The following is a 22,531-nucleotide window of genomic DNA, read 5'->3' on the forward strand; positions in this document are numbered from 1 at the left end:
GGTTTAGCGGTAGAGGCATAGGCTGAGGCGCTCGCGGCGTGTGAGGAAGAAGCCGGTCTTGCAAATGCCGGCGACCCAGGCGCGGTCCGGCGCACGAACGTCGCGGCTTTCGCCTGCCGCTGCATTACAGGCGCCGACCTCGAGCACCATTCGCGGCACGCCGTCACCTACCGCGAGGACGCGCGCCTCTGGAACAAGAGCGAAATGGCTCTTGGTGTTGGCGTCTGTCGTCAACGCGGGCCGCGACGTGGTGATCCAGCGGGCCGCGACTTGTTCCGCCATTAGGATGTTCGGCTGGTCGGCGACGACAGCGACGCCTTTAACCGCGATCAGAACGAGTAGGACCATGGGGAGGAGGCGCTGGTGCGCACAAAGTCGCTCTGCGCAGTCGATGCCGACGATTGCCGCAGCCGCGGCAATTACAACCAGGAACATTCTCGGCTTCGGGTCGATCGCCAGCACGAAGATCAGCAGCAGCGCAATTGCCGCCGAACCGAGCGCGAGAAGTTTGACGAGCGCGTACGATTCTCGGCCACGGATCGTGACGAGGCCAAGCGCGGCCACGAGCACGATACCGCAGAGCGGACTTGCGAGTAGGTTGAGCAGCGGGTCGAGCAGCCAGTGAACGTGGATGTCGGTTGCGGGACGCCAGTGACGAACCAGTTCCATGTTGAACAGGGGGACGCGGTGGTCGACACCCGTCGCCAGTTCGGACGACGGGATGCCGGTATGTCCCAGCGCAAGCCGAACCCGTAGCAGTGCGTCTCCCGCAGTCGCCGCATGAACGAGCCCTTCGACCAAAAGGGGAAGCGCCAGCCCGACCATGCCGACGGGGAGACGGGCAGGCCTAGGGCGCCACAATAGCCAAGCCATCGGTAACGTCACCAGCGCGACCGCAGCGGTTTCGCGGGTCGCAATCGCCAGACCGAACAGCAGACCAGAGAGCAGCGGACGTCGCTGTTGCGCCGCCAGCCAGCCGCCGAGCAGGAAGGTCAGTTCAGGCAGATCGGCGGAGGGAGACAGGCTGCGGAGCGTGAACACTGGTGTTAGCACCAGCACTCCGCCGGCCAAAAGGGCAGCGAGCCTACCCTTCCATCGGTAAACGAGCGTTGTCAGCAGCAGGATCGCGGCGATCGCCCACGGCGCGCTTGCGAGCCCGACGGCGAGGCGAGTCTCGCCCAACAGCGCGATTGCTCCAGCAAGTGGCAAAACCACCGGCCAGCGCGCCGCCCAATGCGTCTCAGGGACGCACCAGCCGGCATGATCGACCACGCACTGCGCCGCTTCCAGGTAGCGGCCGTCGTCGCTTCCCCCGCCGATATAGCCGACAGGGTTGAGCAGCAGGAGCAGTGTCCACAGCAGGAGAACTGGGCCCCAGGCGAGGACGAGCGGCGGCAGCCGATACTGGTTCGGCTGGGGTGAGTCAGTCTGAGTGGTGGTCACGGGGCGGTCGTGCTTGCTTAGCACGCGTTAGCCGCTCGCAAAGCCCCTAACGCCGCCACCGCGCGAAGATCGCGGTGGGCAGGGTCAGGCCGCGGGCTTCCTCGCGGACGCCGAGTTCGCCGCACTCCACGGTGCCGCCCAGATCCGCCAGCGTCTGGCGCAGCAGCTCTCCGATCGCGAGCGCCGACATGCGCACGGCATAGACGGTCAGGAACAGGAAGCGCGAGTTGTCGTCCAGCAGCTGGCGGCAGTCCGCGATCAGGCCGGGGAGGTGATCCTCCAGCTTCCACACCTCGCCATTGGGGCCGCGGCCCCATTTCGGCGGATCGAGCAGGATGCCGTCGTAGCGGCGGTTACGGCGCACCTCGCGTGCGACGAACTTGCTGGCGTCCTCCACCAGCCAGCGCACCGGCAGGTCGGTCATGCCCGAGAGCACGGCGTTACCGCGCGCGGCTTCGACCGACTTCTTGGACGCATCCACGTGCACCATCCGGGCGCCGGCCGACGCCAGCGCAAGGGTGCCGACGCCGGTGTAGCCGAACAGGTTCAGGCATTCCGGGTCCGATGCGTCCCCCAGCTGCTCGCGCATCCAGCTCCACACCGGCGCCATGTCCGGAAAGAAGCCGAGGTGGCGGAACGGCGTGTTCTGCGCGGTGAAGCGAACCTGGTCCCAGGCGAGCGGCCAGCCTTCGCGCGGCACCGGCTTGTCGAACTGCCAGCGGCCGCCGCCTTCCTCGTCGGAGCCGGGCACGAACTCGCCATGCGCATCCCAGTCCGACGAGGCCGGCGCCCACATCGCCTGGGGTTCCGGGCGGATGAAGCGATAGGGGCCGTAGCGCTCGAGCTTGCGGCCGTGGCCGCAGTCCACCAGGCCATAGTCGGGCCACGGCTCGCCGATCAGGCTGACGAGATTCACGCGCGCGCCACCGCACGCTCGGCGATGTAGCCGGTCACCGCCTCGAAGGTGGCGGGAAGGCGGTCGCAGCGTTCCTCGCGCTCGAACAGATCGCCGACGCGAGCCGGGAGCGGCGGGCGCTGGCCGGTCGCACGCTCAACCGCGTCGGGGAACTTGGCCGGGTGTGCGGTCGCCAGCGTGACAACCGGCACGTCGGCGGCGATGTCGAGCGCGCGCGCGGCGGCGAGGCCGATGGCGGTGTGCGGGTCGATCAGCTCGCCCGAACGCTCGCACGCCCAGCGCATCGCACCCATCATGCCCTCGGCATCGATGCGCGCGCTGGCGAAGAGGGCGGCGGCGCCGTCGCGATGCGCGTTGGTCAGCTGCATCGCGCGGCTGGTTTCAAAGCCCTGCATCTGCAGCGCCAGCGCGGCGCCGTCGCGGCCGCCGAGATCGTGCAGCAGGCGTTCGAAGTTGGAGCTGACCTGGATGTCCATCGACGGCGTGTCGGTCGCGGTGACGCTGCCGGTCGAATAATCGCCCGCCGACAGCGCACGGTGGAGGATGTCGTTGACGTTGGTCGCGACCACCAGGCGGGCCACCGGCAGGCCCATGCGCTGGGCGACATAGCCGGCGAACACGTCGCCGAAGTTGCCGGTCGGGACGGAGAAGGCGACCGGCCGCTCGGGTGCGCCCAGGCGGACGGCGGTGTAGAAGTAGTAGACCACCTGCGCCATCAGCCGGGCCCAGTTGATCGAGTTCACCGCCGACAGGTGGAAGCGGCCGGCGAAATCGGGCGCGTTGAACATCGCCTTCACCAGCGCCTGGGCGTCGTCGAAGCTGCCGTCGATCGCGATGTTGTGGACGTTGGGCGCAAGCACCGTCGTCATCTGCCGCCGCTGCACGTCGGAGACGCGGCCATGCGGGTGGAGCATGAAGATGTCGACGCCGGTGCGGCCGGCGAGCGCGTCGATCGCGGCGGAGCCGGTGTCCCCCGACGTAGCACCGATCACCGTCACATGCTCGGACCGGCCGGTCAGGAAGCGTTCGAACAACAGGCCGAGCAGCTGGAGCGCGACGTCCTTGAATGCGAGCGTAGGGCCGTGGAACAGTTCCAGGAGCCAGTGGCGATGGTCGAGCTGGACGAGCGGGGTGACCGCGGCATGCGCGAAGCGGGTGCCATAGGCGCGCTCGCACAGATCGCGAAGCGCGTCTTCGCTCAGGCTGTCGCCGACGAAGGGGAGCATCACGCGCACCGCCGTCTCGGCATAGGAGAGGCCGGCGAGGGCCGTAATCTGGTCGCGCGAGAGCGTCGGCCACGCCTCCGGTACATAGAGTCCGCCGTCGGCGGCCAGCCCTGCCAGCGTCGCGCCCTCAAAATCGAGGACCGGCGCATTCCCCCTGGTGCTCACATAGCGCATGCGGAGGCGTTAGCCCTCCCGCCGGGAGGGCACAAGCGCGTCAGCCCTTCCGGCGATGGCGAAGTGCCAGTGCATAGATGGCGACCGCGATGGCGGCGAAGGCGAACCACTGCACCGCATAGGCGAGATGGTTGTTCGGCACATCCGCGGGATCGGGTTGGTGGCTGGGTTCAAGGCCGGGTGCGGGCGCTTCGGCCACGATCATCCACACCTTTGCCGCCCGGGCGCCGAAGGCTGCCGCGATGGCGGGCGTGCCGCTCGGCGCTTGTGTCAGCAGGCCCGTGACACGCCCCCCCTGCCAGCTGGGGCGCAGCTTGGGATCGTTGCCCACCCCCATGTCGGCGCGGAACGTCGCCGTGTGCGGACCGGTCCTGCAATGGGCGATGTGACGCCAGCCGGGCGTGCCGTCTCCGGTTCGACCGGCGCTGGCGCTCCAGCCTGTCACTGCCACGCAACGCGCGGCCACGCGGCGGAACAGCAGATCGTCGGTGGGGGCGCGGGGAAGGGGAATGACCTCCTTTCCGGCGTTGGCGGTGAAGCGGGCGATCATCGCCTCCTTCTGGTCCCGCCGGTGGAGTTGCCAAAAGCCGAGGGCGAGCATCGCGGCCACCGCCAGCAGCACCGCTGCGGTGGCGACCGCGGGGAGGCGCCTCATGGCTCGTCGCTCGTCAGCCGGGCCTCACGCGCGGCGTTGCGATATTCCAGCGCGAGCAGCAGCGCCTTGGTGAACCGCAGCGACACCGCGACGCCGCCTAGGGTGAGCGGCAGCCACAGCACCACGTGCAGCCATGTCGGCGGCGAGAAGAGCAGCTCGACCACCACGGCCAGGACCGTCACGAGCGTGCCGATCCCCATCGTCAGGAACACCGTGGGGCCGTCGCCCACGTTGAAGCGAAGGAAGTCGAGCCCGCATCGGGTGCAGCTGGGGGCAAAGGCGATGAAGCCGGCGAACAGCGTCTTCGCCCCGCAGCGCGGGCACAGCCCGCCCGTCGCGGCCGCCAGAGGTTCCGGCGGCGCGCCGGCGAGGCCGGTCACGTCAGCCCGCGTGGACCGGCGCGCCCCAGCCGCCCCAGACGTAGACGGTGACGAACAGGAACAGCCAGACCACGTCGACGAAGTGCCAGTACCAGGCCGCCGCCTCGAAGCCGAAATGCTGGCGGGGCGTGAAGTCGCCCTTGTACACGCGCACCAGGTTCACGATCAGGAAGATGGTGCCGACAAGGACGTGGAAGCCGTGGAAGCCCGTCGCCATGTAGAAGGCGGAGGTGTAGTTGATCGTCCCGAACGGGAACGGCGCATGGGCGTATTCATAGGCCTGGATGCACGAAAACAGCACCCCGAGCACGATCGTCAGCCACAGGCCCTTCTTGACGCCATCGTCTTCGCCGACGCCGAGTAGACCCCATAGCCCGACCCGACGGCCACCGCGCTGACCATGGATCAGCGCATGATGCGCCCAGGTAATGGTCGTGCCCGAGAGCAGCAGGAGGAAGGTGTTGAGGAGCGGAAGCTGGAAGGCGTCGAGGACCTCGATCCCGGCCGGCGGCCACTGGGCGGCGAGCTGCGATGCGGAATCGATCAGCGAGACCCCGTCCTCATGGTTGAACTGGACGGCTGCCGGGAACAGCGCGAAGTCGAACCATGCCCAGAACCAGCCGAGGAAGAACATCACTTCGGAGGCGATGAAGAGCACCATGCCGTAGCGCAGGTGGAGCTGCACGACGGGGGTATGGTCGCCCGCGCGTGCCTCGCGGATCACGTCGGCCCACCACAGGCCCATGCAGCTCAGAACCGCAATCAGGCCGGCGCCGAACACCAGGCCGCCATAGGCCGCATCGCGCATGTACATGATGCCGCCCGCAGCCAGCACCAGTGCGGCGAAGCTGCTCAGCAACGGCCACGGGCTCGGTGGCAGGATATGATAATCGTGGTTCTTGGTTCCGGCCATCGTCGTCCCCATCCTCTCTTGTCCGCAAAGGTCTAGCTTGGCGTTCGAGGGGAATCCACCGGGTAAAACGTATAGGACAGGGTGATGACACGCACGTCGCTGGTGTCGGGATCGCTCGCGAGCTTGGGATCGACGTAGAAGATCACCGGCATGCGCACCTCCTCGCCGGGCTGGAGCGTCTGCTCGGTGAAGCAGAAGCACTGGATCTTCGTGAAATACTTGCCCGCCTGGGCCGGGGTCACGTTGAAGGTGGCGGTGCCGGTGATCGGGCGGTCGGTCAGGTTCTTGGCGGTGAAGAACGCCATGTCGCGCGCGCCGATGTCGATCGTCTCGGCCGTTCGCTCGGGTCGAAAGCGCCACTTGAGGTCGGGTGCCACGTTGCTGTCGAAGCGCACGGTGACCTTGTCGCCGATGCCACCGGGCGCCGCTTCGCCGCGCTGCGTGGTGCCGTTCAGTCCCGTCACCTGGCAGAAGACGCGATAGAGCGGCACGCTCGCCCAGCCGAGCCCGGTCATCGAAACGGCGGCGAGGCCGGCGAGCAGCGCGGTGCGGGCGTTGCGGGTCACATCATCCCCGCCTGAATCTTGACGATGGTGATCGCGAACACGAGCAGCACCAGTGCGCCGAGCAGCCACGCCATCACCTTGGCACGCGATTGCTGGCGGGCACGGACCAGCGCTTCCTCCTCCGGGGTCATGGCAGCAGCCACCGATCGGCGACCAGCGCGCCGAACACGACGAAGAGGTAGAGGATCGAATAGCCGAATAGGCGCTTTTCCGGCTGCATCGTGTCGCCCTCGGGCGCTGTCGTGCGCAGCGCCACGCCTAGCGCGAACCAGCCGAACACCGCGGTCATCGCAACCGACACCACGCCATAGATCGCGCCGGCGAGGCCGAGCGGCCAGGGGGCGATCGCAGCCAGCGCCATCGGGATGGTGTAGAGGCCGATCTGGGTACGGGTCGTGCGTTCGCCGGCCACCACCGGCAGCATCGGCACGCCGGCCGCCGCATAGTCCATGCGGACGAACAGCGCGAGCGCCCAGAAGTGCGGCGGCGTCCACAGGAACACCAGGCTGAACAGCAGCAGCGGAAGGAGCGCGATCTCCCCCGTCGCCGCTGCCCAGCCGATCAGCGGCGGGAAGGCACCGGCCGCACCGCCGATCACGATGTTCTGCGGCGTCCGACGCTTCAGCCAGACGGTGTAGATGAGCACATAGAAGAGGATCGAGACGGTCAGGATTGCGGCGGCCGCCAGGTTGATCGCCAGCCCCATTAGCGCGACCGAGAACACCGCGAGTCCCACCCCGAAATGGAGCGCCGACTGCCGGTCCATGCGGCCGGCGGGAAGCGGACGACCGCGGGTGCGCTTCATGTGCGCGTCCAGGTCCGCTTCATACCACTGGTTGAGCGCACCGGCCGCGCCGGCGCCGAGCGCGATGCACAGGATCGCGGTGAAGCCCAGCACGGGATGAATGCCGACGGGCGCGGCAAGCATGCCGCACAGGCCGGTGAAGACCACCAGGGTCATCACGCGCGGCTTGGTGAGAGCGAGGAAGTCCCGCCAATCAGCGGGCATCGTCAGGGAAACTGCAGTGGTCATGGCCTGCATCCACGTATAGTCCGGCGGACGCCGTGGCGAAAGGGTTGCCGCCACTTCCCGCTGCGATACAGGTGCAGGCATGCGAACTCTTCTAGCCTGCGCGACGGCCGTCGCCGCCATCTCCTCGACTCCGGCGCTCGCCCAGACGACGCAGGACGAGCAGCTCTGGATCAACGTCACGCTGACCGGATCCGCGAAGGACGACCTCCTCTACTTCGTCGAGGCGCAGCCGCGGCTGATGGAGGGATTGTCGGAGATGCGGCAGGCCCTCCTGCGGGGGGCGATCGGCTGGCGGGTGAGCGACCGCGTCAGCATCTACCAGGGCTATGCCTATGTCGCGCAGCCGGTGGAGGGCCCCGCCCCCGATCGCGACGAGCACCGCAGCTTCCAGCAGCTGTCGTGGACGCTGGTGCCAGGCGCGACCGAAGTCTCGGCGCGTACCCGCTTCGAACAGCGCTGGGTGGACGGCTTCAGCGACGCCGGGCTGCGCGTCCGCCAGATGGCCCGCCTGGAGACGCCGATCGCGGGCGGGAAGAAGCCGCTCAAGGCGCTGCTTTCCGCGGAAGCCATGTTTGCGCTCAACGACACCGACTGGGGCGCCCGGGGCGGCTTCGACCAGCTGCGCAGCTTCGTGGGCGTCGAGGTGCCGCTGAAGGGCAAGTCCACCGTAGAGGCGGGGTATCTCAACCAGCTGGTGAACCGCACCGGAGGGGCGACGGCGGTCAACCACGTCGCCTCGGTGAGCCTGTTCGTCCGCCCCTGACCTCGGGCCAGCGGTAAAAGAAAACGCCCCGGGGAGGATGCTCCCCGGGGGCGTTCTTGTTGGCAACGGCCGGCCGGTCAGTCGACCTTGGGCAGCGTCTCGAACTGGTGGTAGGGCGGCGGGGAGGACAGCGTCCACTCCAGCGTCGTCGCGCCTTCACCCCAGGGATTGTCGCCGGCGCGGCGGCCGCTTGCCAGCGACACGACCAGGTTGATCAGGAAAATCACGATACCGGCTGCCATGATCACATAGCCGATCGAGGCGATGTGGTTCCAATAGGCAAAGGCGTCCGGATAGTCCGGGATGCGGCGCGGCATGCCGTTGGCGCCCAGGAAGTGCATCGGGAAGAACAGCACGTTCACGCCGACGAAGAACACCCAGAAGTGCAGCTTGCCGAGCAGCTCGTTGTACATCTTCCCCGACATCTTGGGGAACCAATAGTAGAAGCCGGCGAACAGGGCGAACACCGCGCCCAGCGACAGCACGTAGTGGAAGTGCGCCACGACGTAATAGGTGTCGTGCATATAGTCGTCGACGCCGCCGTTCGCGAGGATCACGCCGGTCACACCGCCCACGGTGAACATGAAGATGAAGCCCAGCGCCCACAGCATCGGGGTGGGGAAGCGCAAGCTGCCGTCCCACATGGTCGCGATCCACGAAAAGATCTTGATGCCGGTCGGCACCGCGATGATCATGGTCGCGGCGGTGAAGTACATCTTGGTGTTCACGCTTAGTCCCGTCGTGAACATGTGGTGCGCCCACACGATGAAGCCGACGGCGCCGATCGCGACCATGGCATAGGCCATGCCGAGATAGCCGAACACCGGCTTGCGGCTGAAGGTCGCGACCACATGGCTGATCATGCCGAAGCCCGGCAGGATCATGATGTAGACCTCCGGATGGCCGAAGAACCAGAACAGGTGCTGGTAGAGCACCGGATCGCCGCCGCCGGCCGGATCGAAGAAGGTGGTGCTGAAATGGCGATCGGTCAGCAGCATGGTGATCGCCGCGGCCAGAACCGGCAGCGACAGCAGCAGCAGGAACGCGGTGACCAGCACCGACCAGGCGAACAGCGGCATCTTGTGCAGCGTCATGCCCGGCGCGCGCATGTTGAAGATGGTGGTGATGAAGTTGATCGCGCCCAGGATCGAGCTGGCGCCCGACAGGTGCAGCGCCAGGATCGCCATGTCGACCGAGGCCGAGGGCTCGCCATAGGTGGAGAGCGGCGCATAGACCGTCCAGCCGGTGCCCGCGCCGCCGAAGAAGGGCGAGGCGAGCAGCAGGATGCCCGAGGGCACCAGCAGCCAGAAGGACACGTTGTTCATGCGCGGGAACGCCATGTCGGGCGCCCCGATCATGATCGGCACGAACCAGTTGCCGAATCCGCCGATCATCGCCGGCATCACCATGAAGAACACCATGATCAGCCCGTGGGCGGTGATCATCACGTTCCAGAGGTGGAGCGATTCGTCGAGACTCTGTTCCGACCCGGCGAGCCAGGTGGCCCAGCTGCCCAGATGTTGGATGCCGGGCTCCGCCAGCTCCCAGCGCATCAGGCCGGAGATCGCGCCGCCGACCACGCCCATGAAGATCGCGAAGATCAGGTAGAGCGTGCCGATGTCCTTGTGGTTGGTGGACAGGAACCAGCGGGCGAAGAAGCCGGGGCGGTGGTCCGCATGATGCTCGTGCGAATGCGGATGGTGCGCCTCGAACGCGGACGGCTGCAGGGCGGTGTCGGTCATGGCTTACTGGTCCACGTTGCCGGCGCCGGCCGGGTTGCCGGTTGCGCCCTGGGTGACGGGAGTGGCGGTTTCGGTCGCGTTGACGGTCGGACCGTCACCGCCCGTGGGCGGCGTCGCCGTGTCGTCGACGCGGTCGGACGACGGCTGCGCCGGGGCCGCTGCGGACGGCTGGGCAGCGCCCGGCATGGTGCCGCCCTTGGCGCGGATCCAGGCCGCGAACTCGGCCGGGGGCACCGCATCGATGGCGATGGGCATATAGGCGTGGCGCGCGCCGCACAGTTCGGAGCATTGGCCGAAATAGACGCCCGGCTCCTTGATGGTGAAGCTGGTCTCGTTCAACCGGCCGGGGATGGCATCGAGCTTCACCCAGAAGGACGGAATGGCCCAGCTGTGGATCACGTCGTTGGCGGTGGTGATCAGGCGGATCGGCACGCCGACCGGCAGCACGATGCGGTTGTCGGTGGCGAGCAGGCGCGGGCCGTCGGCATCGGTGCGATAGCGCTGGCCGGGGGCCACCTGGTCGCGCTCCTTGAGCATGTTGGCCGTGACCGACACGCCGCCGTTGTCCGGATATTCGTAGGTCCAGAACCACTGGTTGCCGATCGCCTTCAGCGTCACGGCGTTGTCGGGCGCAGGCTTGAACTGGTGGGCGAGCAGCCGGATCGAGGGCACGGCGAACACCGCCAGGATCAGCACCGGAACCGCGGTCCACAGGATCTCGATCGTGGTGTTGTGCGAGGTGCGCGACGGATTGGGGTGGGCGGCCGCGCGATAGCGGATCACCACCCACACCAGCAGCGCGAGCACCAACAGCACGATCAGGGTGATGACCGGCATCAGCAGGTTGTTGTGGAAGCGCGCGGCCTCCTCGCCATTTGGCGTGACCTGGTTCTGGATGCCGAGCACGCGCGGGCTCGGCTGGCCCTTGTTTTCGGTCGGGCGAAGCTTCGGGCTGCCGTCCGGGTTGAGCGTGGGGTCGGCGACGGCTCCGGCCGGCTGCGCGGCACCTGCAGTTGCAGGCGGCGTGACGCTGCCGTCGGGCTGAGCTTCTGCGGATCCGGGCGGCGGCGCGCCCACCTGCGGTGCCGCTGCCTGCGTGCCCGCACTCGGCGGCACGGCGGGCGCCGCCGCATGACCGATCCCCGCCAGTGCCAAGCCGGCACCCAGCAAGACCAGCTTCAGTCCGGAAAGCCCCAGTCCAGCCATTCGCATCCCCATCCACCCGTTTTGTCGCGCGGGCTTGCGCATCCGGAGCCCCCGGAAAAAGGCCCAGTTGAGGGGTATAGGCAGCGTTTTGCCGTGCCTCAAGCGCGTACCGGCTCTTTTTGCCGCCCCGATTGCCGCGCCGCACGGCTGCGCCTAGAGAGGGCTCCGACCATGACAGACGACGACATCCTGGCGGAATTCCGCGCGGCCGAGGCCCTGCTGGAAGGGCATTTCATTCTCTCCTCCGGGCGCCACAGCGCACGCTATCTCCAGTGCGCGCGCGTGCTGATGGACCCCCGGCGCGGCGCCCGATTGGCGGACGAACTCGCCGCCCGCCTGCCGAGCGACGTGCGCAGCGCGATCGACGCGGTCGTGTCGCCCGCGATGGGCGGCGTCATCGCGGGCCACGAGATGGGCCGGTCGCTGGGGCGCCCGGCGATGTTCCTGGAGCGGCCGACCGGCACGTTCGAGCTGCGCCGCGGCTTCCGCCTCGATCCGGGCACGCGCGTGCTGATGATGGAGGACGTGGTCACCACCGGCCTTTCCTCACGTGAGGCGATCGCGGCGATTCGCGCCGCGGGCGGCCAGGTTGTTGCTGCTGCGGCACTGGTGGACCGCTCCAACGGTCAGGCGGATCTTGGCGTACCCTTCTATCCGCTCATCCGGCTGGAGGTCCCGAGCTACGAGGCCGATGCCCTGCCGCCGGAACTGGCCGCGATCCCTGCGATCAAGCCGGGGAGCAGGGCTGCGGCGTGACGGGGTCGATCCGCCTCGGCGTCAACATCGACCATGTCGCGACCGTCCGGAACGCGCGCGGCAGCGGCTATCCCGATCCGGTGCGCGCCGCGCTTCTGGCGGCAGAAGCCGGCGCCCAGGGCATCACCGCGCATCTGCGCGAGGATCGCCGCCACATCACCGACGCCGACATCGCGCGCCTCTCCGCCGAGCTGCCGGTGCCGCTGAACCTGGAAATGGCCGCGACCGAAGAGATGCTCGGCATCGCGCTGCGCCATCGTCCCCATGCCGCATGCATCGTCCCCGAGAAGCGCGAGGAACGCACCACCGAAGGCGGGTTGGACGCCGCGGGCCAGTTCGATCTCCTGGCGCCCATGGTCGCGACGCTGCGGGATGCCGGGATCCGCGTGTCGCTGTTCATCGAGCCCGAGGCGGCGCAGATCGACGCCGCGGTCCGGCTGGGTGCACCGGTCGTCGAGCTTCACACCGGCCGCTACGCCGAGCTGGACGAGGCCGCCCGCGAAGCGGAGCTCAAGCGGCTCGCCGACGCCGCGGCGCTGGCCGCCAAGAACGGCATCGAGGTGCATGCCGGCCACGGGCTGACCTTCGACAATGTCGTCCCGATCGCCGCGATCCCCCAGCTACGCGAACTCAACATCGGGCATTTCCTGATCGGCGAGGCGATCTTCGACGGTCTTGCGCCGGTGGTCGCGCGGATGCGCGCGCTGATGGACGCCGCGCGGTGATCGTCGGGCTCGGCTCCGACCTCTGCAACATCGAGCGCATCCAGAATTCGCTCGACCGGTTCGGCGAGCGGTTCATCCAGCGCGTCTTCACCAACGTGGAGCAGGCCAAGGCCGCACGCCGGCCCTTCACCCGCGCGGGCACCTTCGCCAAGCGCTTCGCCGCCAAGGAGGCGTTCTCCAAGGCGGTCGGCACCGGCTTCAACCGCGGCGTGTTCATGCGCGACATCGGCGTGGTCAACGCGCCTTCGGGCGCACCGACGCTGGCGCTTTCGGGTGGAGCCAAGGCGGCGCTCGATGCGTTGATCCCGCCGGGGCACGTCCCCAAGATTCACCTGACGCTCACCGACGACCATCCCTGGGCGCAGGCGTTCGTTATCATCGAGGCGCTGCCCGGCGCCCAGCAGGAAGTCCGATGACCGGAGAGGACCTGGCGCTGCCGTCCGAAACCCACCAGCCGTCCCGAACGACGCGCCGACCCACCGACTGGGGAGCGGAGATCCGCAACCTGCTAGTGCTGATCCTGGCGGTGCTCGGCTTTCACAGCCTGATCGCCAAGCCTTTCTACATCCCGTCGGAATCGATGATGCCGGGGCTGCTGGTCGGCGATCGCCTAGTGGTGACCAAATACCCCTATGGCTATTCGTTCGTCACCCCCGCCTTCCACCTGCTGCCCTTTTTCCACGGCCGGCTGTTCGGCAGCCTGCCCGAGCGCGGCGACGTCGTGATCGTGACGCCGCCGGGCACCAAGACCGACTATATCAAGCGGGTGATCGGCCTGCCGGGGGACCGGGTGCAGGTGTCGGGCGGCATGCTCTACCTCAACGGCAAGCCGGTCGAGCGGCGTGCGGTCGGCGACCGGATGATCCCGATCGACGCCAACACCCATTGCCCGGCCTGGCAATATCCGGGAGCACAGGTGCGGGGTGCTGCGGGGGAAGCATTCTGCCGTCTGCCGATCTATCGCGAGACGCTGCCTAACGGGCGCTCCTATGACACGATCGACGCGGTACAGGGCTCCATCGGCGACAATTTCGGGCCGATCACCGTACCTGCCGACCATGTCTTCCTGATGGGGGACAATCGCGACAACAGCGCCGACAGCCGCTTCCCGCTGGCTGAGCAGGGGCTGGGCGGCCCGGTACCCTGGGAGAATATCGGCGGTCGCGCCGAGTTCATCACCTTCTCGCTCGACGGGACGACGAGCCTGAACCCCTTGACCTGGTGGTCGTCGCTGCGCGGTGGCCGTGCAGGGACCTCGCTGCATCCGGAACGCGCCCAATGAGCAAGTACGAGCGGGTGGAGGTCGAGCGCGCGCCCGGCCCGAACGAACTGCGCGATCCGCTGGTGCGGGCGGAGCTGCGCCGCGCCTCCGTCTGGTTCGGCCTGGCGATCGCCGCCGGCCTGGTGGTGCTGCTGATCCAGCCGCTGCTCATCATCTTCGGCGGGCTGGTGTTCGCCGCAATGCTGGACGGCGGCGTGCGGCTGCTCGGGCGGGTGCTGCCGATCGGGCGCGGGCTGCGGCTGATGATCGTCGTGCTGCTGGCCCTCGCCTTCATTCTCGGCACCTTCTATCTCACCGGCGTGCAGATCGCTGCCCAGGCGGAGCAGTTGCGCTCCACGCTGGAGGTTCAGGGTAATCGCCTGATCGCCTGGGCCAACGGCATGGGGCTGATGCCCGGGCGCGCGGACCTGAGCGGACTCGCGCAACAGGCGATGGGATCCGTCGGACGGCTCACCTCCGCGGTGGGCACGGTGTTCGGCGCGTTCACCAGCCTGTTCATGATCATGGTCATCGGGCTGTTCGTGGCGATGGAGCCGCGCATCTACGACCGCGGCCTTCAGTGGATGGTGCCGGTCGGCAATCGTGCCGAGTTCGCCGTCACCATCAATCGCATGGCCACGACCATGCGCCGGCTGCTGGCGGGCCGGCTGGCCGGAATGCTGTTCGAAGGCGCGCTCACCTGGTTGCTGCTGTGGATCGCGGGCGTGCCGATGGCGCTGCTGCTGGGCATCATCACGGGCTTGCTCGCCTTCATCCCCAACATCGGCGCGTTCATCAGCGGTGTGCTGATGGTTGCGGTGGGTTTCAGCGCCGGGGTCGACACCGGGCTGTGGGCGATCGTGATCTATTTCGTGGTGCAGACCTTTGACGGCTATGTGCTGCTGCCGATCGTGGCCCGCCGCACGGTAGACCTGCCCCCGGCGCTCACGCTGTCGTCCCAGATCCTGGCATCGACGCTGTTCGGCATCCTGGGTCTGGCACTAGCCGATCCGATGGTGGCGATGATCAAGGTTGCGCTGGAGCGCGAGTCGGAGCGCGCCGCCAACGCGGGCGTCCGGATGAACGACGAGGACGAAGACGAAGCGCCAGCACGGGCTTGAGGCTAAAAAAGGGGAGGCGACGGATGCGCCTCCCCATCCGGTCAGATCCTGGTCGGGTAGATCGGCTGGATGTCGACCGGGATCGCATCCATGGTGCCGACGACCTTCTGCGCATCGGCATCGAGTTGCTGCCAGCGCGACAGCATCGCCTTGGCACCGGCATAGTCGCCATTGCCCTGCACCACGATCATGTCGCGCAGCAGGTCGCGCACCCCGGCCTCCATCTTTGCGTGGTCGATCCGGAAGCGGCCGGCACTCGCGTCCCAGGCGAAGGCGCCCTTGTCGCGCAGGTAGCCGTACTGCATCGCGGCCCCACGGCCATGCGCCTCGGCCGTGCCGAAGCGCATCGCGCGGAACACGCCCGCCAGATAGGTCGAGAACAGCTGCGGCTTCTCCGCGACCGGCAGCTCGCCCTTGTTCATCATGAACAGGATGTTCCAGACCCCCATGACGTCGGCCTTGGCCTCTTCCAGCGCGGAGGCCTGTTCCTTCAGCTCCTCGTTCACGCTGGTCTTGCGGCCGTTCAGCGTGATGTTGCCCGGCCCCAGGCTGTGCGACAGCTCGTGGAACAGGGTCTCCAGCTGCATGTACTTCTTGGCGACCAGCCCCGCCTGATCCGGCACCAGCACCAGCGGCGCCATCGGCGCCAGGATCCGGTCGTACTTGGCGCCCAGCACGTTGGAGAGGATCACCTTCTTCGCGCCCTTCGCCTCGCGCACACGCTCGTCGTTGGGCAGGTTGAAGGCGATGGTGCGGCCGCCATGTTCGTTGTCGCCGCCACCGCGCACCTGCTCGGCCACGGCGATCGGCGATTCAAAGCCGCGGGTGAAATTCTTGTAGCGTGCGTCGACCGGCAGGTTTGCTTCCATGTCGCGCAGGTAGTGCTTGTACTTGTCGAGCGCGGCGGACTCCGCCGGGTCCTTGATCGTCACGAAGCTCTCGAACGCTGCCTTGGCGCCATAGAGCCGGTCGGTGTAGACCTCGTACGGCCCAATCGCGACTTCGATCGGCGTGTCCTTCAGGTCCATCCAGGCGAGCTCCGACTCGAAATAGTCGTCGGTGCGGAATGCCTTCGCACGCAGTGTCAGGAAACGCTTGAGGCTTGGGTTCGTGGTGACAGCGGCCGCTTGCTCGAGCAGCTTGGCCGCCGGCTGCAACCATTCGGCATACTCCACCGAGTAGGGCACCGCCTTCAGCTTGGTACCGTCACGGCGGACCACCGTGTAGAGGCTGGTGAGCGCCGCCTTCTCCGTTGGGTGACCGGCGACATAGGCGTCGAACTCCTCGCGGGTGAGGTCCTCGGGATAGAAACCGGCACCCTCCGGCATCGGCTGGTCCCCCCAAAAGGGGCGCAACTCGGCGAAGTCGTCCCAGGGACCCAGGTTGGCGTCGAACCAGTCGAGGATCAGCGGCTGATCCGCCCGGCGCATGCGCGAAATCACGAGCCGCGTCTCCGGGTTGTGGACCGAGCGCTGGCGCAGATAGATCGGCGTCATGAGGTCGGATGCCTGGATCAGCAGGTTCACCACCTGGCGCTCCTCGGCAGAGAGAAAGCCGGTGTCGGGCGCAATGTCGACCCGCGCGATCTTGGCGCGCTGGGCCTCCACCGAATAGCCGTCGTCCTCGGTCGTGGACGGGATGGGCTTCAACGCTGTCGCGGACTGCGGGGAAACGCTCTGGGCCTGCGTGCAGGCGGTGGTGGCAAGCAGGGCAACGAGAAGCGGAAGACGCATAACAAACAACCTTGGTGGTGGAGTCCAGGAGATCAGGCGGCGAGGCTCTTGCTCACCTGCTCGAGCATGTCCTTGGACAAACCCGGCGAGGCGAGGATTTGCTCCAGCGCGGCGCGCATCGCCTGCTGCCGGGCAGGATCGAAGCGGCGCCAGCGGCCGAGCGGCGGCATCATCTTGGCCGCGGTCTGCGGGTTCAGCCGATCGAGCGCGATCAGCTGCTGCACGAAGAAGCGGTAGCCGCGGCCGTCGGCTGCATGGAAGGCGCGCTGGTTGACCCCGAACGCGCCGACCAGCGCGCGCGCCCGGTTCGGGTTGGCCAGGGTGAAGTCGCGGTGGCCGGCAAGCTCCACCACCCGTTCGGGCGTATCGTCGCGGGTCGACAGCGCCTGGGTCGAGAACCACTTGTCCAGCACCAGCGGATTGTCCCGGTAGCGATTGTAGAAGATGTCGAGCGCGGCGACCCGCTGGTCCCAGGGACCGTTCACCAGCGTCATCAGCGCGCCCTGGCGGTCGGTCATGTTGTCGGCATGCTCGAACTGGGCGAAGGCGAGCTCGCCGATGTCGGGGGCACCCGAGGCGGCGAGATAGCCGAGCGCGACCGTCTTCAGGCGGCGCTTTCCCTTGGCCTCCGGCGAATATTCGAACGCACCGCCGCGCGTATCCTCATAAGCTTGGCGCCAGTCGCGTTCGAGGGCGCGGCCGATGTCGCGGCGCAGGGCTTCCCGCGCGCGGAAGATTGCGTCCGGGTCCACGATCGGGAGCTGGTCGCCGATGAAGTTGTCGGAAGGGAGCAGCACCGCCTCTGCGACGAAGGCGCGGTCGAGCTCCGGGTTGCGCAGCGTCTCGCGCACGGCATCCACCACCGCGCCGTGGTCGCCGCGCCCGCTCGCCACCGACGCGACCAGCGTGTCCAGCATCAGCTGCTGCATCGCCTCATAGCGGGCGAAGGGATCGTCGTCGTGGGCGGAAAGGAAGGCGAGGTCTGCAGGCGTTCGGTTGGTATCGACGATCACCGGCGCGGAAAAGCCGCGGTTGATCGACAGCACCGGCCGCTCGGTGACCGCCTCGAAGCGCAGCGTCGCCTCCGCGTCGGACAGCAACACCAGCTGTTCGTCGCCCAGCGGCCGGCCGGTGTTGCCGCCGAACAGCCGCAGCTTGAGCGGCAGCACCATCGGCTGCTTGTCCGGCTGGCCGGGGGTGGGTGGAACCATCTGCGCGAGGTGCAGCGTCGCGGTGCCGCCGCCCGGCTCGTGTTCCAGCGTGGCGGTGACCCGCGGCGTCCCGGCCTGCGCATACCAGAGGCGGAATTGCGCGAGGTCCACCCCGTTCGCCTCCTCCATGGAGGCGACGAAGTCCTCGCAGGTGGCGGCCGTGCCGTCGAAGCGGTCGAAATAGAGATCGGTGCCGGCGCGGAACCGCTGCGGCCCCAGCATGGTGTGGAGCATCCGCACCACTTCCGCGCCCTTGTTGTAGATGGTGGCGGTGTAGAAGTTGGAAATCTCCAGATAGCTGTCCGGGCGGATCGGGTGCGCGAGCGGCCCTGCGTCCTCCGGGAACTGGGCGGCGCGCAAGCTCCGCACGTCCTCGATCCGCTTTACCGCGGCCGAGCCCTGGTCCGCCGAGAAGCCCTGGTCGCGAAACACGGTGAAGCCTTCCTTCAAGGAAAGCTGGAACCAGTCGCGGCAGGTGACGCGGTTGCCCGACCAATTGTGGAAATACTCGTGCGCCACGACGGCGGCGACCGCGTCATAGTCGTGGTCGGTCGCGGTGTCCGGATCGGCCAGGATGTAGCGCGAGTTGAAGATGTTGAGGCCTTTGTTCTCCATCGCGCCGAAATTGAAGTCGTCGACGGCGACGATGTTGAACACGTCCAGGTCGTATTCGCGGCCATAGACGCGCTCATCCCAGGCCATCGACGTCTTGAGCGCGTCAAGCGCGTGATCGGTCTTCGCGAGGTCCTTTTCCCGCACCCAGATGGCGAGCTGCACCTCCCGTCCGCTGCCGGTCACGAAGGTGGCGCGGTTGGCGACCAGGTCGCCCGCGACCAGCGCGAAGAGGTAGGAGGGCTTGGGGAAGGGATCGTGCCACTCGGCCCAGTGGCGGCCGTCTTCCAGGTCACCGTGCGCGATCGGATCGCCGTTCGCGAGCAGCACGGGAAAGCGCGCCTTGTCCGCGGTCATCCGCACCGAATAGCGCGCGAGCACGTCGGGCCGGTCGGGGAAGAAGGTGATGCGGCGGAAGCCCTCCGCCTCGCACTGGGTGCACAGGTTCCCGCCCGAGGCATAGAGCCCCATCAGCTGGGTGTTGCGTTCCGGCGCGATCGCCACTTCGGTGTCGACGACATGGGCGTCGCCGTCGAGGTCGATCACGAGCGCGTCGCCGTCCATGCGCCAGCGGTCGTTGCTGCTGGCCACCCCGTCGATCCCCACCGACAGCGGCTGGAGCCCGTCGCCGTCGAGGCGCAGCGGCCGGCCGTGGCCGCCGTTGCGCGTCACGTGCAGCTTCGCGCGCACCACGGTGCGGGCCGGATCGAGGTCGAAGCCGAGCGCGATCTCCGACACCCGCCAATCCGGCGCGCGATAGTCGCTGCGCAGGATCGGCGCTGGAGGCTGGTCGGGGGAACGGAGTGCGTCGGCCATCGGAAAACCCTTGCGGAGCGGTCGGGGCCTGGGTGCGCGCGTGATTGCGTCGCACCGCGGCCCGCTGCATAGCCGACCCATATGCCCTCGACGCCAAGGATTCCAATGCTGCGTACCGTCCTGCCGCTCGTCGCCCTCGTCGCCACCGCTCCGATCGCATCCCCGGTCCTGGCCCAGAAGGCCAAGCCTGCGCCGGCCGCGCAGCCCGTCGCCGACGTCGCCCAGCGCAATGCGGCGGCGAACGCGCCGCTGCCCGCGGACCAGGCGGCGATGAAGGCGCATGTGCTGTTCCTCGCCTCCGACGCGATGCGCGGGCGCGAGGCGGGCTCCCCGGAATATGACATCGCCGCCAACTACGTGGCCTCGCAATTCTATGCGGCCGGGCTGCGGCCGGCGGGGGACCAGGGCAGCTACCTGCAGAAGGTGCCGCTGCTGAGCTACAAGCCGGCCGATAAGGGCGGGGTGGCGATCGGCGGCGAGCCGCTGGTCTTCGGGGAGGACTATATTCCTGCCGGCAATCCCGCGACGCCGCAGCTGGTAGTGGACGCACCGGTGGTGTTCGTCGGCTACGGCCTGGTCGCGCCGAGCATCGGTCGCGACGATTATTCGGGCGTGGACGTGAAGGGCAAGATCGTGGCCATCGTGCCGGGAACGCCCGATGGCCTGAACGGAGAGGAGCGCGCTCACTTCGGCAGCCCTGCCACCAAGGCCGCGATCGCCATGTCCAAGGGCGCGGTGGGGATCGTCACGCTGGAGACGCCGGAGGCGGCCAAGCAGCGGCCCTTCGCCAAGCTGGCCGAAAGCTGGAACCAGCCTCGCGTCACCTGGGTGAACCGCAACGGGATCGCCAACGTTCCCGCGCCTTCCACGCCGACGCTGGGCATGCTCAGCCAGGCCGCGACCGCCAAGCTGTTCGCGGGCGCCTCGACCAATTGGGAACAGGCCGCGGCTGCGCTGAAGGGTCCGGAGCGGTTCGAGCCCGTCGCGTTGCACAAGAACCTGTCCGTGCGGATGAGCACCACCAGCACGCCCTTCACCAGCTACAATGTCGCGGGCCTGCTGGTCGGGAGCGATCCGCAGGTCGGGGGCGAAGTGGTGGTGCTGACCGCGCACCTCGACCATGTCGGCGTCGGCACCGCGGTGAAGGGCGACAGCATCTATAACGGCGCGATGGACAATGCCGTCGGCGTGGCCTCGCTGATCGAGGAGGCGAAGCGGTTCCAGACCTCCGGGCAGCCGCCGCGTCGCAGCGTGCTGTTCCTCGCCGTCACCGCGGAGGAGAAGGGGCTGGTCGGTTCCGATTATTTCGCGAACAATCCGACCCTCGCGAAGTCCGCGCTGGTGGCCAACGTCAACCTCGACATGCCGATCATCACCTACAAGTTCACCGACGTGATCGCGTTCGGGGCGGATCGTTCGACGCTTGGCCCGATCGTGCGGCGGGCGGCGGCGCAGGCGGGGGCGAGCTTCTCACCAGATCCCATGCCGGAGCAGGGCCTGTTCGTGCGCTCCGACCATTATCGCTTCGTGCAGCAGGGCATCCCCTCGGTCTTCCTGTGGCCGGGCGAGGCCGGCGCGGGCAAGGCTGCGGTCGAGAAGTTCTTTGCCGAGCATTACCACCAGCCCTCCGACGAAGTGGTGCAGGATCCCGCGATCGACTGGGAATCCGGCGCCCGGTTCATCAAGGTGAACTACCAGATCGCCCGCGACATCGCCGATGCGCCCGAACGGCCGGTCTGGAACCGGGGCGACTTCTTCGGGACGCTTTACGGCGGCATCGGCGCGGTGGAGCCCGTCGAGGCGCCCAAGGAAGATGCTCCCAAAGGACGCACTAACCTGCGACAATCGGTTACAAAGTAGCGATTGCCAGCCCGCCGAGGCGGGGGCTAACAAGGCGCCCGTCCCTGCCCAGCGCCTCGGCGGACGGCCAGCGATGCCCAGAGCGCTAGCTCCGGGTTTGCGTCCGGCTGCTCCGTGCGGGGCCGCCCGTATCCCCGGCGCGTAGCCGCGGCCCTGGCCGTGGTGGCGTGCAACGACCAGGCTTTCGCTATGCACCCGGCTTTTCCTCGCGCGACCCTCTCCATGCTTGCGGCGGCTCTGCTGCTTGCCGGCTGCTCGCATGAGGAAGCGCAGGAAAAGGGTGGCGGGCGCGGCGGCGCGCGCGGGCCGGCCCAGGTCGGCTTCGTCGTGGTTCAGCCGACCAGCGTCGCCCAGACGGTGGAGCTGAACGCACGCGTCACCGCCTATGAGCAATCCGAGGTGCGGCCCCAGGTCGCGGGCGTGATCCGCCGCCGGTTCTTCACCGAAGGCTCGATCGTGCGGCGGGGGCAGACGCTCTACGAGATCGACCCCCGCATCTACAGCGCCGCGGTTTCGGAAGCGCAGGCGAACCTTCAGAGCGCCCGTGCCAATGCCGAGGCGACGCGCGTCAATGCCGAGCGGCTGCGCCCGCTGGCGCAGATGGAAGCGGTGTCGCAGCAGGAATATACCAATGCGGCCGCGGCGTCCCGGCAGGCCCAGGCCTCGGTCGCGCAGACGCAGGCGCAGCTGGAGACGGCGCGGATCAACCTGCGCTTCACCAGTGTGCCGGCGCCGATCACTGGCCGCATCGGCCGGTCGCTTGCCACCGTCGGCGCGCTGGTGACGGCGAACCAGACCGAACCGCTGGCCGTGATCCAGCGGCTCGACCCCATCTATGTCGACATCCAGCAGTCGAGCGCCGACCTGCTGGCGCTGCGCCGCGCCCTGTCGCGCGACGGCGTCGCTCCGGGTCGCGCTGCGGTTCGGCTGAAGCTGGAGGACGGCAGCGACTATGGGCTGACCGGCACCGTCGAGTTCGCCGAGTCGATCGTCGATCCCAGCACCGGCACGGTGACGCTGCGCGCGCGCTTCGCCAATCCCAACGGCCTGCTGCTGCCGGGCATGTTCGCGCGGGCGGTGTTCGCGCAGTCGATCAACAGCCGCGCCTTCCTGGTGCCGCAGCCGGCGATCAGCCGCAGCCCCGCGGGCGAGGCGACGCTGTTCGTCGTCTGCCCCGGCAACAAGGCGGTGCAGCGCAAGGTGGTCGCAAACCTGACCCAGGGCACCAACTGGGTCGTGACCCAGGGCCTCCAGCCCGGCGACAAGGTGATCGTCCAGGGTACCGGCAACCTGCGCCCGAACGCGCCGATCCAGCCGGTGCCCGCCAACTCGCCCCAGCGCGTGGCGCCGCCGCAAGGCGGGCAGGGCGGGCAGGGCGGCCAGTCCGGTGCGGCTTCCCCCGCCAAGGGGGGCTGAGCC

21 protein-coding genes are annotated in these 22,531 nt (G+C 68.1%); 8 read left to right on the forward strand and 13 right to left on the reverse strand.

Features of this window, described 5'->3' with window-relative positions:
- Nucleotides 1-3: 3 nt before the first annotated feature.
- Genes EO081_RS15595 through EO081_RS15630 form a run of 9 tightly spaced genes read right to left on the reverse strand, consistent with a single transcriptional unit; the run spans nucleotide 4 to nucleotide 7,306 of the window.
- Nucleotides 4-1,443 carry an ArnT family glycosyltransferase gene (locus EO081_RS15595; RefSeq protein WP_165284658.1) on the reverse strand — a complete coding sequence of 480 codons (1,440 nt, stop codon included), beginning with the start codon at nucleotides 1,441-1,443 and terminating at the stop codon, nucleotides 4-6.
- 46 nt (nucleotides 1,444-1,489) lie between these two features.
- Entirely contained in the window at nucleotides 1,490-2,359 is an 870-nt protein-coding gene (locus tag EO081_RS15600; RefSeq protein WP_129343198.1) for a class I SAM-dependent methyltransferase, read from the reverse strand.
- A complete protein-coding gene (gene thrC / locus EO081_RS15605; RefSeq protein ID WP_129343200.1) occupies nucleotides 2,356-3,759 on the reverse strand; it encodes a threonine synthase in 1,404 nt (467 codons plus the stop codon). Before thrC ends, EO081_RS15600 begins: the two co-directional genes overlap by 4 nt.
- A gap of 40 nt (nucleotides 3,760-3,799) precedes the next feature.
- Nucleotides 3,800-4,414 (reverse strand): SURF1 family protein, encoded by a 615-nt coding sequence (locus tag EO081_RS15610; RefSeq protein WP_129343202.1) that lies wholly within the window; start codon nucleotides 4,412-4,414, stop codon nucleotides 3,800-3,802.
- Entirely contained in the window at nucleotides 4,411-4,794 is a 384-nt protein-coding gene (locus EO081_RS15615) for a DUF983 domain-containing protein (protein WP_129343204.1), read from the reverse strand. Before EO081_RS15615 ends, EO081_RS15610 begins: the two co-directional genes overlap by 4 nt.
- Nucleotide 4,795: 1 nt before the next feature.
- Nucleotides 4,796-5,707: a cytochrome c oxidase subunit 3 gene (locus EO081_RS15620; protein ID WP_129343206.1), complete on the reverse strand. Its 912-nt coding sequence runs from the start codon at nucleotides 5,705-5,707 to the stop codon at nucleotides 4,796-4,798.
- A 32-nt stretch (nucleotides 5,708-5,739) separates the two neighbouring features.
- Complete coding sequence (locus tag EO081_RS15625) at nucleotides 5,740-6,273, reverse strand: cytochrome c oxidase assembly protein (RefSeq protein WP_129343208.1); 534 nt, start codon at nucleotides 6,271-6,273, stop codon at nucleotides 5,740-5,742.
- Nucleotides 6,270-6,404, reverse strand: coding sequence for a hypothetical protein (locus EO081_RS17210; protein WP_260154170.1), 135 nt, complete (start codon nucleotides 6,402-6,404; stop codon nucleotides 6,270-6,272). The genes EO081_RS15625 and EO081_RS17210 overlap by 4 nt, the downstream gene beginning before the upstream one ends.
- Nucleotides 6,401-7,306 carry a heme o synthase gene (locus EO081_RS15630; protein ID WP_129343210.1) on the reverse strand — a complete coding sequence of 302 codons (906 nt, stop codon included), beginning with the start codon at nucleotides 7,304-7,306 and terminating at the stop codon, nucleotides 6,401-6,403. Before EO081_RS15630 ends, EO081_RS17210 begins: the two co-directional genes overlap by 4 nt.
- Before the next feature lie 79 nt (nucleotides 7,307-7,385).
- Here EO081_RS15630 and EO081_RS15635 point away from each other — a divergent pair, with 79 nt between their 5' ends.
- Nucleotides 7,386-8,069: a DUF2490 domain-containing protein gene (locus EO081_RS15635; RefSeq protein WP_129343212.1), complete on the forward strand. Its 684-nt coding sequence runs from the start codon at nucleotides 7,386-7,388 to the stop codon at nucleotides 8,067-8,069.
- A gap of 77 nt (nucleotides 8,070-8,146) precedes the next feature.
- Here EO081_RS15635 and ctaD read toward each other — a convergent pair whose 3' ends face one another.
- Nucleotides 8,147-9,811 carry a cytochrome c oxidase subunit I gene (ctaD, locus tag EO081_RS15640; protein WP_129343214.1) on the reverse strand — a complete coding sequence of 555 codons (1,665 nt, stop codon included), beginning with the start codon at nucleotides 9,809-9,811 and terminating at the stop codon, nucleotides 8,147-8,149.
- 3 nt (nucleotides 9,812-9,814) lie between these two features.
- Nucleotides 9,815-11,017 (reverse strand): cytochrome c oxidase subunit II, encoded by a 1,203-nt coding sequence (gene coxB / locus EO081_RS15645; RefSeq protein ID WP_129343216.1) that lies wholly within the window; start codon nucleotides 11,015-11,017, stop codon nucleotides 9,815-9,817.
- Between the two features lie 171 nt (nucleotides 11,018-11,188).
- Between coxB and pyrE the strand changes: the two genes are divergently transcribed.
- Genes pyrE through EO081_RS15670 form a run of 5 tightly spaced genes read left to right on the forward strand, consistent with a single transcriptional unit; the run spans nucleotide 11,189 to nucleotide 14,880 of the window.
- The gene (gene pyrE, locus EO081_RS15650) at nucleotides 11,189-11,773 is read left to right on the forward strand and encodes an orotate phosphoribosyltransferase (protein ID WP_129343218.1); all 585 of its coding nucleotides are present in this window, start codon (nucleotides 11,189-11,191) and stop codon (nucleotides 11,771-11,773) included.
- Entirely contained in the window at nucleotides 11,770-12,498 is a 729-nt protein-coding gene (locus tag EO081_RS15655; RefSeq protein WP_129343220.1) for a pyridoxine 5'-phosphate synthase, read from the forward strand. The genes pyrE and EO081_RS15655 overlap by 4 nt, the downstream gene beginning before the upstream one ends.
- A complete protein-coding gene (gene acpS, locus EO081_RS15660; protein WP_129343222.1) occupies nucleotides 12,495-12,914 on the forward strand; it encodes a holo-ACP synthase in 420 nt (139 codons plus the stop codon). Before EO081_RS15655 ends, acpS begins: the two co-directional genes overlap by 4 nt.
- Nucleotides 12,911-13,780, forward strand: a complete 870-nt coding sequence (gene lepB, locus EO081_RS15665; RefSeq protein WP_129343228.1) for a signal peptidase I — start codon at nucleotides 12,911-12,913, stop codon at nucleotides 13,778-13,780. Before acpS ends, lepB begins: the two co-directional genes overlap by 4 nt.
- On the forward strand, nucleotides 13,777-14,880 hold the full coding sequence (locus EO081_RS15670; RefSeq protein ID WP_129343230.1) for an AI-2E family transporter: 1,104 nt from the start codon (nucleotides 13,777-13,779) through the stop codon (nucleotides 14,878-14,880). The genes lepB and EO081_RS15670 overlap by 4 nt, the downstream gene beginning before the upstream one ends.
- Before the next feature lie 41 nt (nucleotides 14,881-14,921).
- Here EO081_RS15670 and EO081_RS15675 read toward each other — a convergent pair whose 3' ends face one another.
- Both EO081_RS15675 and pepN read right to left on the reverse strand, forming a co-directional pair.
- Nucleotides 14,922-16,613, reverse strand: a complete 1,692-nt coding sequence (locus tag EO081_RS15675) for a dipeptidyl-peptidase 3 family protein (protein WP_129343232.1) — start codon at nucleotides 16,611-16,613, stop codon at nucleotides 14,922-14,924.
- Between the two features lie 32 nt (nucleotides 16,614-16,645).
- The gene (gene pepN / locus EO081_RS15680; protein ID WP_129343234.1) at nucleotides 16,646-19,252 is read right to left on the reverse strand and encodes an aminopeptidase N; all 2,607 of its coding nucleotides are present in this window, start codon (nucleotides 19,250-19,252) and stop codon (nucleotides 16,646-16,648) included.
- Nucleotides 19,253-19,357: 105 nt separating this feature from the next.
- On the opposite strand from pepN, the gene EO081_RS15685 reads away from it, so the two are divergent.
- Both EO081_RS15685 and EO081_RS15690 read left to right on the forward strand, forming a co-directional pair.
- The gene (locus EO081_RS15685; RefSeq protein WP_129343236.1) at nucleotides 19,358-21,112 is read left to right on the forward strand and encodes a M28 family metallopeptidase; all 1,755 of its coding nucleotides are present in this window, start codon (nucleotides 19,358-19,360) and stop codon (nucleotides 21,110-21,112) included.
- A gap of 189 nt (nucleotides 21,113-21,301) precedes the next feature.
- Nucleotides 21,302-22,528, forward strand: a complete 1,227-nt coding sequence (locus tag EO081_RS15690; protein ID WP_129343238.1) for an efflux RND transporter periplasmic adaptor subunit — start codon at nucleotides 21,302-21,304, stop codon at nucleotides 22,526-22,528.
- The last annotated feature ends 3 nt before the right edge of the window (nucleotides 22,529-22,531 follow it).

The organism is Sphingomonas desiccabilis, assembly GCF_004135605.1.
GTDB lineage: Bacteria > Pseudomonadota > Alphaproteobacteria > Sphingomonadales > Sphingomonadaceae > Sphingomonas > Sphingomonas desiccabilis.